Origin of the sequence: Martinezella lusitana (assembly GCF_014207095.1) — a bacterium.
GTDB classification, from domain to species: Bacteria; Pseudomonadota; Alphaproteobacteria; order Rhizobiales; family Rhizobiaceae; genus Rhizobium; species Rhizobium lusitanum_B.
Genome location: NZ_JACHBG010000010.1, coordinates 22,244 through 36,423, shown reverse-complemented (window position 1 = coordinate 36,423; position 14,180 = coordinate 22,244). Strand labels below are relative to the sequence as shown.

Here is a 14,180-nt window from a genome sequence, read left to right as displayed (position 1 = left end):
AGAAAACCAAAAAAGATGATGTTGTTCGGCGGTGCACTCACAGATCCGCAACCTTGGGAATTGCCAAGCGGAAGCTAGATCAAAAACCGCGTGCGAAAAAGGTTTCGGTGAGCTCATCAGGTTGCGGGAGCCGATAAAGTACGCGCGCTATGTCGGTGGAAAACGCCGTGTGAACCGGGTGTGCTCCAAAACGTTTGCCAGCCGCCGTGTCGCAATATCCGCCTCCGCAATCGTCAGCCCCGAGAAACCCAATAGCAGCCGCGGTTCCGGGGAAGCCGAGATATGCATCGGCGAGACCGGAATGACGACGACACCGCCCTTCAGCGCAGCTTCGGCCAGTGCCTGGTCATCGGTCCATGTGCCGGTGCTTCTGACGGTGAAATGAATGCCCTGTTCAGGCACCTGAGCGATCAGATGGGCAGAGAGCCGCTCTTTCAGGAGCATGGCGAGATTGTCGCGGGCGGCACGATAGCTTTCGCGCAGGCGGCGCAGATGGGCCGGGAAATAGCCCTCGTTGAGAAAATCAGCGACAACAAGCTGGTGGAGTGGCGCCGGGAAGCGGTCGATGATCGGGCGCACCGCGCGGAAGGTAGCGACGAGATCGTCGGGAACGATCAAATAACCGACGCGGAAGCCCGGCAGCAGTGCCTTGCTGAAGGTGCCGGCGTAGATGACCCGCCGCGTCGCATCGAGGCCCTGTAGCGAGGCGATCGGATGGCCGTCATAGCGGAATTCGCTGTCGTAGTCGTCCTCGATGATCCAGCTGCCGCGGGCCTGCGCGAAGGCGAGCAGCTCCAGCCGGCGCGCCAGCGGCAGGGCCGAACCTGAAGGATATTGATGCGACGGGGTGACGTAGATCGCCGCCGGCGCTGGGCCGTCATGGAGAGACAGCCGCTCGGTAATCAGTCCCTCGCTATCGACAGGCAGACCGATGATCTCGGCGCCGTTCAAGAGGAAGGCAAGCCGCGCCGGCGGGTAGCAGGGATCCTCGATCATCACGCTCTCGCCGGGCGAGACGAGCACACGAATGGCAAAATCCAGCGCCTGCTGGGTACCTGAGCTGATGAAGATTTGACCGGGATCGCAGCGCACGCCGCGCGAGGCGGCGAGATGGGCTGACACGGCCTGGCGTAGCGATAGTTCACCCTGCGGATCGCGGTAGCCGTCGCTGGCATAATCGATATGGCGGTTGGCAAGCCGCTTCAAGAGCCCGGCGGTGCGCTTGTCGTGGATTACCCGGCCGGTGGCAAAGGCGATCTGGGCGGGTGGCGAAAGGTCCGTGCGCATCGCCAGTCGCGCCGCGGTGGAAATTCCGCGCCGCGCGCTATTGTCAGCCGGCTCGCGCGCGCCGCCGCTTCCAATTGGCATTGGCGGCAGGCCGGCGGCGACATAAGTGCCGGAGCCATGCCGCCCCTCTGCGTAGCCCTCTGCGATCAGCATCTCATAGGCCTCGGCGATCAGCCCGCGCGACAGCGACCATTCGACCGACGCCGTTCGGGTCGAGGGCAGTCGGTGGTCGGGCTGCAGCGTTCCCGCGACGATGCCGTCGCGCAGTTGCAGATAGAGCTGACGCACGGCGGGAACGGACGAGGACGCATCGAATTCGGGCAGGAAACCGGCTGCCGCACTTTCGCGGCGGAGGGTCCGGGCGCCGGTCTGGCGGGGTGAAGTGGCTTGCATCATCGACTCGAAGTGGCTCTGGAAATTATCTCCATTATCTACTTTCATCAGGCCACTTTCAACCGTTGCCTGGAAATGCCCATGCGCCAGTCTGCTGCACCCTTCCTTTTCACCGGCACCATGCTTGCTGCGGCAGGCTATGGCGCTACCTTCCTGTTTTCGACCTATTACCGTGCCCATGGCGGCAGCGATGTCGATACCGGTCTGACGCTCGGTGCCGCCATGGTGGGAACCTTCACCGGCGTGCCGCTGGTCGGCTGGCTTTCCGGGCGCATCGACGCGGCGCGCATGAGCGCCATTGCCAGCGCCGCCGTGGCGCTCGGGTTCCTGCTGCTTGCCTTCGCTGGAGGCAGCGGCCTCGGCCTACCGCTCGTATCGGGCTTCCTGGTTGGGCTCGGCTGGGGGATGTTTTATATCGGCGCTCCGATGGCGCTTTCCGAGCGTGTCACCGATGCCGATCGCGGTTTCTGGTTTACCCGCTTCGGAGCCTTCCAGATGGCGGGAATCGGTGGCGGCCCTGTCATTCTCAACCTTGTGCTGACGCAGGCGGGGCTCTCGGTCGAGACCACCTTCATGCTGGTCGGGGCTGCATGCCTTGCCGCTTCCGTCCTGCTCTGGAGCTTCGGTTCGATGGCGCCGGGCGCGCCGCGAACGGTTGCACTCCGCCCTTGGGTGCGCGATATCGGCGCGATTGCCCGTAGCGCTTCGATCCGGCCAATCCTGATGGTCGCGCTCGGCGCCTGCGTCTTCTCCGGCTTGCTGACCTTCCAGTCCTCGCTGGTCGAAGGCACGGCGGCCACGGCCTCAACCTTCTTCGGCGTCTATGCCATCACCGTCGTTGCCGCCCGGCTGTTGCTTGCCCGCTTCCTGGCAACGCTACCGCAGACGCAGCTTGCCGCCGCTCTCTTGACCTCGATGTGCCTGGGTGTCGCCGCCATGTTCGGCATCGGCATCCACCCGGCTTTCCAGATCCTCTCGGCGATCCTCACCGGCATCGGTTACGGTCTCGTCTATTCGGTCATCCAGACCTGGGCCGTCAACAACACCGTACCCCGCTACCGCCATGCAGCGCTGACCTGGTTCGCCATGTCCTACTTTGTGGGCATATTCGGCTTCCCGGCCATGGGCGGTTGGGTGCTCGTCCATTTCGGACGGAATGTCTTTCTTGCGATCATGCTCGTCGCGGCGCTGGCCGAACTCGCCATCGCGGCAAGTATCGGTGGGAGATTGAACGTGAGCAAAAGTGAAACGAGACGCGCTCGTTCCTAAGATGGGTCGCCTCAACGCTCGTTGACGATCGATCGGATGCGCGCATATCTCGAGGGGTATCGCCCATTGCAAAGTTAAGTCGACACCCCTCCAGTCGCGCGCATTCTACTGACCGTCCGCTGGCGCTAGACTTCGAGCCGGACGTGGAATCGGGGGGCTGGTCCTCCAAACCTGAGCGTGCCTCCAAGACGTTCGATCGACATCTTGACAATGGCAAGCCCGAGCCCGCTTCCGCCGGGCATGGAACGCGGTGATCGATAGAAGCGCTGAAGAACCTTCTCCTGCTCGTCGACCGAGATGCCAGGCCCTTCGTCGGAGACGATGACGCTGAGCTTCCCGTCGGTCGCTTGTGTTATGCATTCGACGACAGATCCGCACGGTGCATGCTGCACTGCGTTCTCCATGATGTTTCGGATCGCCAGTCGCAGAAGTGATGCGTCGGCAGCAATGGAGATAGGTCTTGCCCGATGGCGCGGTGCGTAGATCACCTGGACGCCCCGCGATTTCTGCAGGAATTCGAGATCGTGTGCGACATCGAGAATGAGGGCCGAGACGTCGACCATCTGTTCGGGTCGGGCGACACTTTCAACAGCCTCGACCGCCGCCAGGTCGATAAGCTGTCGCGCCATCCTGCTCGTTCGGTCGACGCTCTGCTCGATCCGTTTCAGCGCCTGACGCTGCACTTCCGGGTCGGTCGAACGTATTGCGACCTGCGCCTGCGTCTTCAGTCCCGCAAGCGGTGTCTTCAGCTCATGCGCAGCGTAGGTGATGAACTCCTGCTCCCTTTCCCGGGCAGACTGGACGCGAGAGAGCAGACTGTTGAGGGCGCGGATCATGGGGCGAAGCTCCGAGGCTGTGCTCCGGTCGACAAATGGATGAAGCTGCGAGGCGTCGCGGGCGGTCAGGCTTGCTGCCAGTCGCGCTAAGGGAGCCAGTCCTTTGGATACCGACAACCAGATCAGCCCGACCATCAATGGCATGATGAGGATTGCCGGATATAACAGGCCCTTGATGACATCGTCGACCAGGCGGTCCCGGACCTGCAGGCTATCCCCGACAAGCACTCTCACGCCAAGGTCGGGCTTGATTACGGCATAGACGCGCCAGGCCGCGCCGTTGATCGTCGTGTTCTGGAACCCAGTAGCGTGATCAGAAAGCGACGCGACGGGCGCGCTGTCGGACTTGCTGAGCAGCTTCCCGCTGACCGACCAGATCTGGCAAGCGAGCTGACGCTCATAGGACGGAGCTTCCATAGGCTCGGCTTCAAGGCCTGACCCGGAACTTGTAGCCTCGCCGGTGAAGCCCGCCATGACAGGCCGATCTCCGACGAGCGAACTGACCATTTTAGCGGACTCGACCAGTCGTGCGTCGAGGACATGTTCAAGACGCTCCTTGGTGCTCGCATAGATCCAGACGCAGGCCGAGAGCCAGACGACACCAGTCATGAGAAGAAGAACGGTAAATAGTCTTACCCTGATGGACATCAGGCGATCCTTCCTACCCGGTAGCCGACTCCACGGACGGTCTCGATAAACGTCGTGCCGAGCTTCGCCCGAAGCTTGTGGACATGGACCTCGATCGTGTTGCTTTCGACGTCCTCCTGCCAGCCGTAAAGTTTCTCTTCGAGCACCGACTTGGAGAAGATCATGCCCGGGTTCTGCATGAGCGCGTTGATGATCGCGAACTCGCGGCGTGAGAGCGGGATGATACCGCCGTCTTTTCGAGCCTCCATCCTGGCAGGATCAAGCGTCACCCCCTGGCTCTCCAGAATACCTTCCGCACGTCCTTCGCCGCGTCTGATGATGGCCCGCAGGCGCGCAGCAACCTCGTCGAGATCGAACGGCTTGCCGAGATAGTCGTCAGCCCCGGCATCAAGGCCGGATATTTTGTCGGCCGTCGCGTCCTTGGCTGTCAGCAACAGGACAGGCACCCGATCGCGGCGGTCCCGGACGTACCGCAGCAGGTCGAGGCCAGTTCCGTCGGGGAGCATCACGTCAAGAACGACCGCGTCAAAGCGGACGTGCTCAAGGGCAGAGCGCGCATCCGCCACCGTCGTCACTGTATCGACCGTGAAGCCGGCAAGTTCCAATCCGACCTTCAGACCATCAAGCAGGACATCGTCATCTTCCACCACGAGCAGGCGCATCGAACACTCCATCTGTCGGCAGCGGAGATCTCCGCTGCGTACCTTAAGGCTGCCTTAAGCTGGCGGCCGCAGGTCGTATCTGTTAATGGCCTATCCCATAAGGAGAAAGAATGCGTCTCAATCTTCCGTTCGCGATCCTTGTCTTACTGTCGTTATGCGGCTCTGCATTTGCCGTCGATGCGCCGATGAGGATGGAGGACGCCTTCAAGCTCTCTGTCGATCGGTCAGGCCCCACTGCGACGTTCCGGTGGGAGATCACAAAGGGATATTACCTTTATCGCGACGCCCTCGAGGCAAATACGGACGATGGGAGAAAACTCGATCTGCAGACGCCATCGGGAGCGATGAAGGACGATCCCGGTTTCGGTAGCACCGAGGTCTATTTCGATCAGGTGGCGGCAAAGCTTGCCAACGCCCCGGTAAAGCTCAAGGTGTCGTTCAGGGGCTGCCAGGACGGCGGCATATGCTATCCGGTCCGCACGGTCCAGGTTGATGGCCTGCGCATGGCGTCGGACGACCCTTTGGCGCCGCGGCCGCCAGACGCCACCGCTTTCAAGTCCTTCACGCCCATTCCGCCTTCAGCGATCGCGGAGACGGTCCAAAAACCTGCGACACCTGCCGGTGCAGGGATGGTCGAGGGAATCCTGAGCCGCGGTGGTATGGCCCTACTGCTGGCATCCTTCGTGGGTCTCGGCATGCTTCTCGCCTTCACGCCTTGCGTTTTTCCGATGTATCCGATCCTTGCGGCGACCCTTGGGCGGCAGGGCACTTCGCTGTCGCCTGAACGGGGATTCTTCCTGTCCGTCGTCTATGTCGTCGCGCTCGCTGCGGCCTTCAGCCTCTTCGGCGTGCTTGCCGCATGGCTTGGCCAGAGCTTCCAGATCGCGCTTCAGTCACGAACGGCCGTGGGGGTGATGGTGGGGCTATTCGCTCTTCTCGCCATCGCCAGCTTCGGAATGGTGGAGATCCAGCTACCGGCATTCCTACGGGACCGACTTGCTCGTCGCCAACGCGCGCCCCGCGGAACGATCGGGTCGACGGCCGTTCTGGGTTTCACTTCCGCGCTGCTGCTTGGCCCGTGCGTGACTGCCCCGCTTGCGGGTGCGCTCCTTTACATCGCCAAGACTGGCGACATCGCGCTTGGCGCCGCCGCGCTGTTCGCACTCGGGATCGGGAAAGGCATCCCTCTTATCGTCATCGGGACGTCGGGGGCAGCGCTGCTGCCGCGCGCGGGCGCCTGGATGACCCAGGTCCGGTGGCTGTTCGGCTTCATGTTCCTCGGCACCGCGGTCTGGTATCTCGACCGTCTGGTCGAGCCGTCCGTGACGCTTGGACTTTCTGCGGCCGTTCTCGTGACCGTCGGTGTGTGCTTCGGTGCATTCGATACCATGCCTCCGGGGACGGGGCTTGGGCGGAGGTTGGTAAAATCCGGCAGTCTTCTCGCCATTCTCTATGGCGCGTTCCTCGCCTTTGGAGCAGCAAGCGGCGCGACAAGCATGCTCCAGCCGTTGAAGAGATTCGGCGGCAGCGTCGCGACGACCTCACCCGGCCTGAGCAAGGCGAGTTTTGCGAGCGTCTCCAACGAGGAGGAACTGCGGAGCGCTCTTGCGAAGAGTAGCAAGCCGAGCCTCGTCTACTTCACCGCCGACTGGTGCGTTTCGTGCCATGTCATCGACCGCTCGGTGCTGAGCGACCCCCGGGTTGCCGTTGGCCTTGCGGATACTCATCTTGTCATTGTCGATCTGTCGCAAATGACGCCGGCCAAGCAGAAGCTGATGACGGACAACGACGTTGTCGGCCCTCCGACCATGCTGTTCTTCCGCAGTGACGCTTCTGCGGCCGACAGTCTGGTCGGCGAGATCTCTGCGCAGGATGTGATCGATGCTGCCGCGAAAGCAGCAGCCACCGCGCAATCCATCAATTCTAGCAGGGGAGCCCCTTCATGAACCTTACACGCCGACATTTCACAGTGGGCGCAGCCCTTGCCGCCACACTTCCTCCCTCAGTTGCGCGAGCCATGGCGGATCCAACCAGTCGCGAACTGGTTCTCAGCGATCCCGAAGCGCCTGTTCTCGGCAATCCGAACGGTGATGTCACCGTGGTCGAGTATTTCGATTATCAATGCCCATACTGCAAGACGTCATACGAGACGGTCCGGGAGGTCGTCGAGCAGGATGGCAAGGTCAGGCTCGTGATGAAGGACTGGCCAGTCTTCGGCGGCGCGTCGATCATCGCGGCGCAAGCGGTGCTCGCGACCGCAAAGCTTGGCAAGTATGAGAAGGCGCTCGATGCGATGTTCCACACGCCCATGAAACTGCAGCAGACCGATGTGGAAAAGGCGCTTGCCAAGGTCGGATTCACCTTCGACGACGTCGGCAAGGCCGTGGTCAAGAACCAGGCATGGATTTCCAGCCTGCTGGATCGCAACTGGCTGCAGGCGTCCGCCTTCAAATTCGTTGGCACCCCTTCCTTCGTGGTGGGGTCGACGACCTTCGCGGGCGTCCTCGACCGCAAGGGTCTGAAGGACGCGATCGCGAAGGCACGTGGCTAGCCCTGCTGACGGGCCTTGGCAAAGAGGTCCGTGAACTCGTCGGCGCTCTGGATTGCCCCGGGAACGAGATATTTGCCGACGATGAAGGCGGGCGTGCCGCGCAGGCCGAGCGACCTCGCCTGATCGTCGTTCCGCTTCAGCAGCGCAGAGATCTCCGTTTCATGCTTTGCAAGATCATCCTGAAGGCGGGCGAAGTCGACACCGTCGGTGTTTCTGACGACATCCCGCATCTCGTCAACCTTCACCTTAGGTGTCTTGATCGCCATCAAGGCCTCGTGGACGGCGTCGTAACGGCCCTGATATTTTGCAGCGAGCGCAAGCCGGGCGCCGTCAACCGAGTCCTTCGTGATAATCGGCCAGTCCTTGTAGACCAGTCGCACACCACCATCCTTCGAGACCGCCTCACGCATCGGCACGGCCGTCTTCTTGCACCAAGGGCAATTATAGTCGAGGAAGGTGACCACGGTGAGATTCCCCATCGGGTTGCCGGTGACAGGTGCGGCCGGATCGCGCAGAATCATCTCCATGCCGAGGTCATCGTCCGCAAAGGCGATCGCCGGAAGTGCTGCCGCCGCCGCAAGGACGGACATCTGAAGAAAGGCGCGACGTCCAAGCGCCCCTATTTCGATTTCGTTTCTCACATCTGCTCTCCTTTTCAAGACTCTGGAATGGACGTCACGCACTGGGTTGCTCCCGCATTGACGGATCGGGCAGGACGACGATCGTGCTGCCGTCCCGGACATTGTTGTAGAGGCCGATGACATCCTGGTTCAGGAGCCGGATACAGCCGGACGACACCGCCTTGCCGATCGAGAATGCTTCGGGGGTGCCATGAAGGCGGTAGAGGGTATCCTTCCCACCCTGGTGGATGTAGAGCGCCCGGGCGCCAAGCGGATTTCGAAGGCCGGGCGGCATGCCACCATTCTCCTTGCTGACCGGTCGCAGGCGCGGATCACGCGCGACCATCTCGTCCGGCGGCGTCCAATTCGGCCAGGCCCGCTTGTAGGCGACGGTCGCCCGCCCCGACCAGGAGAAGCCATCACGACCGACGCCGACGCCATACCGCATCGCCTTGCCACCAGGCAGGACGTGGTAGAGGAACTTGTTGGGCGTGTCGACGATCAGCGTCCCGACCGTTTCGTTCGTCGGATAGTCGACGACCTGCCGCCTGAACCGTGGCTCGACCTGTCCCAGATCCACCGCCGGGATTGGAAACTCTTCCTGCGGCATCGCCGCATAGATCGCGAGTGCGGTTGGGAGTGGATCATGGCTGGCTGGCGCGATTAAGGAAACGGTCTGTATCGGAGGCGTCGTGGTGGAACAGCCTGCGAGGAGACCCGCGACTGCGGCCACGAGAAGCGTTCGGCGGCGAATGATGATGTCAACGTCTTGCATTTCGAGTCTGTCTCCGCTTTGAAGTCAGACAGACGGGGACCACCTTAAGCCAGTCTTAAGGCAATGGGAAAATGGCCGCCGTGAGCGTCAGACAAACGGAATGGATTGCATGCCCCTTCACCAGCGAGAGAAAGCTCATCTGGGAAATTCCGGCCGGATCCCATCGCATCTTGGCATTGTCCTTGCCGCATTTCTCCTCTCGCTGTGCTTTGTGCCGCGTGGCGCGGTGGCAACGCCGGGGGCGAAGCAATGCGACGCGAAGACTTACTCTGTCCCGCTGCCCGATCCGGTCTCAGGGCGCAGATACCAGTTGTTCGTCAGTCTTCCCCAAGGGTTTGATCCCGCAAGTCCCGCGCTACGTCCGGTGCTGTTCCTGGCAGACGGGGGCCGGGCGTTTCCGCGTCACATCTGCGAAATCCGTGACCTGACGGAGGCCGATAAAAGGGACCTTGTCGTTGTCGGGCTGGGCTACGCGGATGGCGAATCGCTAGAGGATAGCCGCCGCCGTGATTACACGCCGACCGCCCAACCTTCGACGGGCCATGTCTATGGCGGATCAACTGCCTATCAGGCATACATCAAGGACGTCGTCATTCCGTTCGCTGAGGCGCACTACCGCACCGACCCGGCCAGACGGATATTCTGGGGTCACTCCTATGGCGGGCTCCTCGCGACGACCATCCTTCTGCGTGACCCCGGCATATTCCAGACCTACATCATCGGCAGCCCGTCCCTTTGGTATGGTTCACACGTGATCCTGGAGATGGAAAAGCAGTTCGCAGCCGGACATCACAGCCTTCCGGCAAACGTCTTCCTCTATGTCGGCGGCAAGGAAGTCAGCCGATACGAGGCTGGCCGCCACGGCTTCACGAAGGACATGGTTGAGGACGCGAAGACCTTCGAGCAGCTTCTCAGATCAAGAAGCTATGAGGGCCTGACGACGAAATTTATGGTCATCCCTGATAAGGATCACGTCACCTCAGTTGGGCCTGGCATTACATGGGGGCTGCGTCTGGCGTTCCAACCGGGCAGTTGAGCCCATGACCTACCGATCCCCAGCCAATCTTGGAGGGCCGAACGCTCTTGCCGACCGGCGCCTCTTGCGAACAACGACCCAGCAAGTCCATGTGACCGACCATCGGACGCCGGATACGAGATGGGCGAGACGGCCATCATTCCAGCAAGGCCTTTCGCGCTAGCCCCCGCGCCGCCGCTACAGCCGCATTGATCACTACCGTTGCCGAAGTGGCCTTCAATCCTTGGTGCTTCCTTCCCAGGTTGCGCTGGCAATATCCCGCTGGTCTTCCATGTAGGACGTGACAGCGTCGATCTCCTCAGGATCGACCGCGGTGCTGACAAGGGTGGCGATGATCTCGACACTGTCTGCGCCTCGATCGGTGACTTCAACATCACCAACCGGATAATCGGCTTCTTCCAGACGTTCGATCAGAAGATCTCGCATCTCCGGCATTGCCTCGCGACTGGTCATCACCTTGACTTCATAGGTTGCCTCGGCGGCCTGTTCATTGATCGGGATACGGTTGATGACATTGACCAAGGGGCGCAGCAGTGTGTTTCCGGCAAGCACGAAGACCGTCAACAACGCAGCCTCGGCAATCATATCCGTTCCGGCGCACGCGCCCACGGCCGCCGAGCACCACAAGGTCGCCGCAGTATTGAGGCCCCGGACATTCATACCCTCCTTCATGATCACGCCGGCGCCGAGAAAGCCAATTCCCGAAACGACATAGGAGATGACGCGTACGGCTTCGGTGGTTCCAGCTATACGTTGCGCCAGATCGACAAAGGCGGCAGCACCGACTGCCACAAGCACATTTGTGCGCAGGCCCGCCGTGCGCTGGCGGTATTGACGCTCAGCTCCTATCAGCGTGCCGAGGAGAAAGGCAGCGGCAAGACTGATCGTGGTGTCGAGAAACGGATAAAGCTCGAACGTGCGCACGAACTGCATGAAAAGAGCCCCAAGAATTCTTAGCCGGATATTCCGATGGCAATAGCATGCTCCAGGCAACGGAAAGATGACAGCGATTGACTTGCCTGGTGGTTCACCCCGGATTCGCGCTGGGCTATAAAGTTCTGATCGCACCGCGTCGGAGGCCCGTTCGAGATGCCGAAATACCATCTTTCTGACTTGCCACTGATCGACAATGGCAGTGCTCCTTGTGGCCCCTCGCAGTGCATTCCGCTCTCCGATGCCGGCGGGCTCACCCAGTTCGGTGCCTGGATCGTCGTGATTCCGCCTGGCTCCCGGAGCTCGATCCCACATTGGCATTCATCCGAGGACGAGTTGATTCAGGTGCTCGAAGGCGAGGCGGTGCTTCTGGAGGGCGGCGAGGCGCATGTCCTCGGCCCCGGAGCCGTCTGCGCCTATCCCGCCGGCCTTGCCCTGTCGCATAGTTTCGAGAACCGCTCCCACGCACCGCTACGCCTTCTTGTCATTGGCACGCGATCGGGAAAGGATGTCTGCACTTATCCCGAGGCTGACCTTAAGCTCATCATCGATGATGCTGCCGGGATCAATGAGTTCCGCAACGCAGCGGGTCAGCCGGTCCCGAACCCTTATGATGGCTGAAGGCGCGACTTTGACGTCAAACGATGCGGAACGGTAGCGCCCATCAATTCTCGCCGCGAACCATCATGATTTTCCGTAGCACGCGCTGCCTCAGCATGGGGACGACGTTGATGACGCGCATTGCACCCCGCATGAAGGTAAGTTGCAGCCTTCCTGCAGCCGGCCGATGGATCATGTCGGATGCGCTCATCTGCTTCTTCGATTCTCTGACCGCCTCGGCGCTGTAGCGAAGCATCTCGACTTCATAGGCGTGAATGGCCTGGAGAAGTGGTTTCTGCCCTAGACTGGCTGCGATAAGTGACTTGCCGAGGAGGGCGGCATCACGAAGCGCCGTATTGGCGCCCGCACCGCGCCCGGGCGTCATGGTATGGACCGCATCGCCAAGCAGAGTGACGTTCGAGCTGTCCCAAGGCGATAGCGGGACCGACGTTCTCATGGAGAGAGAGGTTAGCGCCATGGGGTCGGTCATCTGTATGAGCGCGCGCATATGCGGATGCCAATTTCGGGTCAGCTCCAAGCCGAGCCGTTGCAGTTCCACTCCGCTCAAGGGTGCGGGATCTTTAAGAAAATTCTGGCGAGCGCCCCAAAGGGCCCAGCTGATGCTGTCGACATCGAGAAATTCGAGAAAATTCGGCCAGCGTGCGGCGAAGTCCCGACTGGATCGGTTTTGCGAAAATTCGAGCGAATGAATGATGGCGCCGAAGCCCCTCGGCGCCATGATCATCGACATGCCGTGGAACATCTTCTGTGAAAGCAGCGCCTTGCTCTCGGCGGTCATCGGAAGCTTGCCGCCAATGGCAACGATCCCCGTGTCTTCCAACCGGGCTTGTGGCAGGCGCTGTTTGCGAACAGCCGAGCCCGATCCATCGGCACCGACGAGGACATCGCCAGTCGCGCGGCTCCCATCCTCGAAGCAAGCGGTTACCGTTCCATCCGGATTATGTTTAAAGCTCTCAAAGCGCTTGCCGAAGGAGACCCGATCTTCGAGCCCCATGAGCAGAACGCGCCGCAGCGTCTTGCGGATGACGTTTTTCTCGCCATCCATTGCGTCGGTCGCGTGACCATCCAGTTCGAGGCATAGAACTTCTTGGAAACGCTCGGTGAGCATGCTGAAATTGGTCGGCGCCCGGGCACAAGTAGCCGCGAACAGATCATATAGATCTGGCGGAACACAGGCCTTGAGTGCACGACTTCCAGCCGGACTGATACCGACGCGGTAGCCGCCGGTATCAGCGTTCGGCACAAGATCGCGCTCAAACACGGAAACGTCGATATGCGCTTGTTTCAGCGCTTGAGCCAAGGCCAGTCCGCCGGTTCCGGCGCCGATAATCAGAACGCGCATGGGATCACTCGAGGTCCTTTTTTTGTTCAGACGAGAATTCAGCGGCAATCTGCCGAAGCCACGCCTCGCTCCACGTGAGGCGCCCGGCGCGGAGATCCTCGGCAACGGCCTTCACCCAGGCAAGTTCCGCGGCCTGCACCGATCGCAGATATTCCGACTCCAGCAGGAATAGCCGCGGCACTGCGGCCGCCTGCTCCAAAAGTTCCGCTGTCCGTTGGAGCTCCACCTCGATCGCCTTTGCCCTACGTTCGAGTTGCTGCAGGACGTCTTCGGGAGAGAGGAGCGGCAGGAAAGAAATAGCTGCCGGAAATTCAGGATATTCCATCGCCGGCTTCGAGAGGATCTCGCGCATCCATGCGATCACGATCTCCCTACCTCTTTCGGTGATCTCGTAGACGGTGCGTTCGGGTCTCTTGTCGGCACGGGCGGTCTGGCGCGCCAGGATCAGGCCATCCCGATCGAGCCGCTGGATCGTCTGGTAAAGGCTGGCGCGCTGCGAGACGTTGATGACCTCGTCCTTGCCGCGCTCCTTGATGAGGAGCTGCATTCGATAGGGATGCATGGGTGCCTCAAAGAGCATGGCCAGTACGGCAAGGGCGATGGGAGAGCGTTTAGGAGTTTTCATAGTAAGATTAATACTAGTTATATTATGACTAATCAACCTCAAAATGAGACCACTCTCGGCGTTGGTGAACAAGGACTATGATCGATGCCAAAGCTGATGGGCATGCGCTTCCGGCGATTTTCGAATTCGGATTTGCCGCCATATCTCGGGGGGCGTCCGGCCGGAAAAAGCGACGAGCCGCAGCGCAAGCGCATCAACTTGCGTCTTTCCATGTGAGCGCACAAATCGCCTGCTTGTGAAGGATAGGGGCCACCGACTCTTCAAATTGAGCAGGAGCATCAAGCAGGAACGGGCCTTGCGTTTTCGAGGTGCACCGAGATGGCCAGCGCTGCCTGTCTTAAAGCGACCTGCTTGGTTTCTCGCCCCTGCACAGCATGTGAGCTTACTCCGATGATCGGTGAGAGCAGATGCACGAGGACATGCTGCTTGTCCGTCCTGAGCTCCACGGGACCGGCTATCTGCGGAAAGAAACGCGAGTGATCACCATCTGCATCATGCCCGCAGCCATCGCAACTTCCTGTTCGAGGTTGCATAACGAGGCTGCAACGGCCCCCCGGGAGGGGTTCTCAGCCACCTCCAGTT

The 14,180-nt window shown here is 61.0% G+C and carries 13 protein-coding genes; 5 read left to right on the top strand and 8 right to left on the bottom strand.

What is annotated here, in order from left to right; genetic code table 11:
- Positions 1-147: 147 nt before the first annotated feature.
- Positions 148-1,728: a PLP-dependent aminotransferase family protein gene (locus GGD46_RS20115; protein WP_184707149.1), complete on the bottom strand. Its 1,581-nt coding sequence runs from the start codon at positions 1,726-1,728 to the stop codon at positions 148-150.
- Between the two features lie 33 nt (positions 1,729-1,761).
- On the opposite strand from GGD46_RS20115, the gene GGD46_RS20110 reads away from it, so the two are divergent.
- Positions 1,762-2,949 (top strand): MFS transporter, encoded by a 1,188-nt coding sequence (locus tag GGD46_RS20110; RefSeq protein WP_184707147.1) that lies wholly within the window; start codon positions 1,762-1,764, stop codon positions 2,947-2,949.
- A 125-nt stretch (positions 2,950-3,074) separates the two neighbouring features.
- Here the strand turns inward: GGD46_RS20110 and GGD46_RS20105 are convergent, their stop codons facing one another.
- Both GGD46_RS20105 and GGD46_RS20100 read right to left on the bottom strand, forming a co-directional pair.
- Complete coding sequence (locus GGD46_RS20105) at positions 3,075-4,433, bottom strand: ATP-binding protein (RefSeq protein ID WP_184707145.1); 1,359 nt, start codon at positions 4,431-4,433, stop codon at positions 3,075-3,077.
- Positions 4,433-5,095 (bottom strand): response regulator transcription factor, encoded by a 663-nt coding sequence (locus GGD46_RS20100; RefSeq protein WP_184707143.1) that lies wholly within the window; start codon positions 5,093-5,095, stop codon positions 4,433-4,435. Before GGD46_RS20100 ends, GGD46_RS20105 begins: the two co-directional genes overlap by 1 nt.
- Positions 5,096-5,205: 110 nt before the next feature.
- On the opposite strand from GGD46_RS20100, the gene dsbD reads away from it, so the two are divergent.
- Both dsbD and GGD46_RS20090 read left to right on the top strand, forming a co-directional pair.
- Positions 5,206-7,041: a protein-disulfide reductase DsbD gene (gene dsbD, locus GGD46_RS20095; protein ID WP_184707141.1), complete on the top strand. Its 1,836-nt coding sequence runs from the start codon at positions 5,206-5,208 to the stop codon at positions 7,039-7,041.
- Complete coding sequence (locus GGD46_RS20090; RefSeq protein WP_184707139.1) at positions 7,038-7,646, top strand: DsbA family protein; 609 nt, start codon at positions 7,038-7,040, stop codon at positions 7,644-7,646. The genes dsbD and GGD46_RS20090 overlap by 4 nt, the downstream gene beginning before the upstream one ends.
- On the opposite strand, the gene GGD46_RS20085 is transcribed toward GGD46_RS20090, so the two are convergent.
- Both GGD46_RS20085 and GGD46_RS20080 read right to left on the bottom strand, forming a co-directional pair.
- Positions 7,643-8,236 carry a DsbA family protein gene (locus GGD46_RS20085; protein ID WP_246806416.1) on the bottom strand — a complete coding sequence of 198 codons (594 nt, stop codon included), beginning with the start codon at positions 8,234-8,236 and terminating at the stop codon, positions 7,643-7,645. The two genes, GGD46_RS20090 and GGD46_RS20085, sit on opposite strands and share 4 nt — an antisense overlap.
- An 85-nt stretch (positions 8,237-8,321) precedes the next feature.
- Positions 8,322-9,041 (bottom strand): L,D-transpeptidase, encoded by a 720-nt coding sequence (locus GGD46_RS20080; protein ID WP_184707135.1) that lies wholly within the window; start codon positions 9,039-9,041, stop codon positions 8,322-8,324.
- A 109-nt stretch (positions 9,042-9,150) separates the two neighbouring features.
- On the opposite strand from GGD46_RS20080, the gene GGD46_RS20075 reads away from it, so the two are divergent.
- On the top strand, positions 9,151-10,077 hold the full coding sequence (locus GGD46_RS20075; protein ID WP_184707132.1) for an alpha/beta hydrolase: 927 nt from the start codon (positions 9,151-9,153) through the stop codon (positions 10,075-10,077).
- A gap of 216 nt (positions 10,078-10,293) precedes the next feature.
- Here GGD46_RS20075 and GGD46_RS20070 read toward each other — a convergent pair whose 3' ends face one another.
- Positions 10,294-11,010, bottom strand: a complete 717-nt coding sequence (locus GGD46_RS20070; RefSeq protein ID WP_184707130.1) for an MgtC/SapB family protein — start codon at positions 11,008-11,010, stop codon at positions 10,294-10,296.
- A 156-nt stretch (positions 11,011-11,166) separates the two neighbouring features.
- On the opposite strand from GGD46_RS20070, the gene GGD46_RS20065 reads away from it, so the two are divergent.
- Positions 11,167-11,631, top strand: a complete 465-nt coding sequence (locus GGD46_RS20065) for a cupin domain-containing protein (RefSeq protein WP_184707128.1) — start codon at positions 11,167-11,169, stop codon at positions 11,629-11,631.
- Between the two features lie 43 nt (positions 11,632-11,674).
- On the opposite strand, the gene GGD46_RS20060 is transcribed toward GGD46_RS20065, so the two are convergent.
- Together GGD46_RS20060 and GGD46_RS20055 are read right to left on the bottom strand one after the other, a co-directional pair.
- Positions 11,675-12,973 (bottom strand): NAD(P)/FAD-dependent oxidoreductase, encoded by a 1,299-nt coding sequence (locus tag GGD46_RS20060; protein ID WP_184707126.1) that lies wholly within the window; start codon positions 12,971-12,973, stop codon positions 11,675-11,677.
- A gap of 4 nt (positions 12,974-12,977) precedes the next feature.
- The gene (locus GGD46_RS20055; RefSeq protein ID WP_184707377.1) at positions 12,978-13,598 is read right to left on the bottom strand and encodes a PadR family transcriptional regulator; all 621 of its coding nucleotides are present in this window, start codon (positions 13,596-13,598) and stop codon (positions 12,978-12,980) included.
- Positions 13,599-14,180: the final 582 nt, after the last annotated feature.

Bases quoted from the DNA above. Each gene is read 5' to 3' on its own strand.
- GGD46_RS20085 (WP_246806416.1), bottom strand. From the start codon at position 8,236: ATGTCCGTCCTTGCGGCGGCGGCAGCACTTCCGGCGATCGCCTTTGCG.
- GGD46_RS20080 (WP_184707135.1), bottom strand. From the start codon at position 9,041: ATGCAAGACGTTGACATCATCATTCGCCGCCGAACGCTTCTCGTGGCC.
- GGD46_RS20065 (WP_184707128.1), top strand. From the start codon at position 11,167: ATGCCGAAATACCATCTTTCTGACTTGCCACTGATCGACAATGGCAGT.
- GGD46_RS20055 (WP_184707377.1), bottom strand. From the start codon at position 13,598: ATGAAAACTCCTAAACGCTCTCCCATCGCCCTTGCCGTACTGGCCATG.
- GGD46_RS20090 (WP_184707139.1), top strand. From the start codon at position 7,038: ATGAACCTTACACGCCGACATTTCACAGTGGGCGCAGCCCTTGCCGCC.
- GGD46_RS20075 (WP_184707132.1), top strand. From the start codon at position 9,151: ATGCCCCTTCACCAGCGAGAGAAAGCTCATCTGGGAAATTCCGGCCGG.
- GGD46_RS20060 (WP_184707126.1), bottom strand. From the start codon at position 12,973: ATGCGCGTTCTGATTATCGGCGCCGGAACCGGCGGACTGGCCTTGGCT.
- GGD46_RS20110 (WP_184707147.1), top strand. From the start codon at position 1,762: ATGCGCCAGTCTGCTGCACCCTTCCTTTTCACCGGCACCATGCTTGCT.
- GGD46_RS20105 (WP_184707145.1), bottom strand. From the start codon at position 4,433: ATGTCCATCAGGGTAAGACTATTTACCGTTCTTCTTCTCATGACTGGT.
- GGD46_RS20100 (WP_184707143.1), bottom strand. From the start codon at position 5,095: ATGCGCCTGCTCGTGGTGGAAGATGACGATGTCCTGCTTGATGGTCTG.
- GGD46_RS20070 (WP_184707130.1), bottom strand. From the start codon at position 11,010: ATGCAGTTCGTGCGCACGTTCGAGCTTTATCCGTTTCTCGACACCACG.
- GGD46_RS20115 (WP_184707149.1), bottom strand. From the start codon at position 1,728: ATGAAAGTAGATAATGGAGATAATTTCCAGAGCCACTTCGAGTCGATG.
- dsbD (WP_184707141.1), top strand. From the start codon at position 5,206: ATGCGTCTCAATCTTCCGTTCGCGATCCTTGTCTTACTGTCGTTATGC.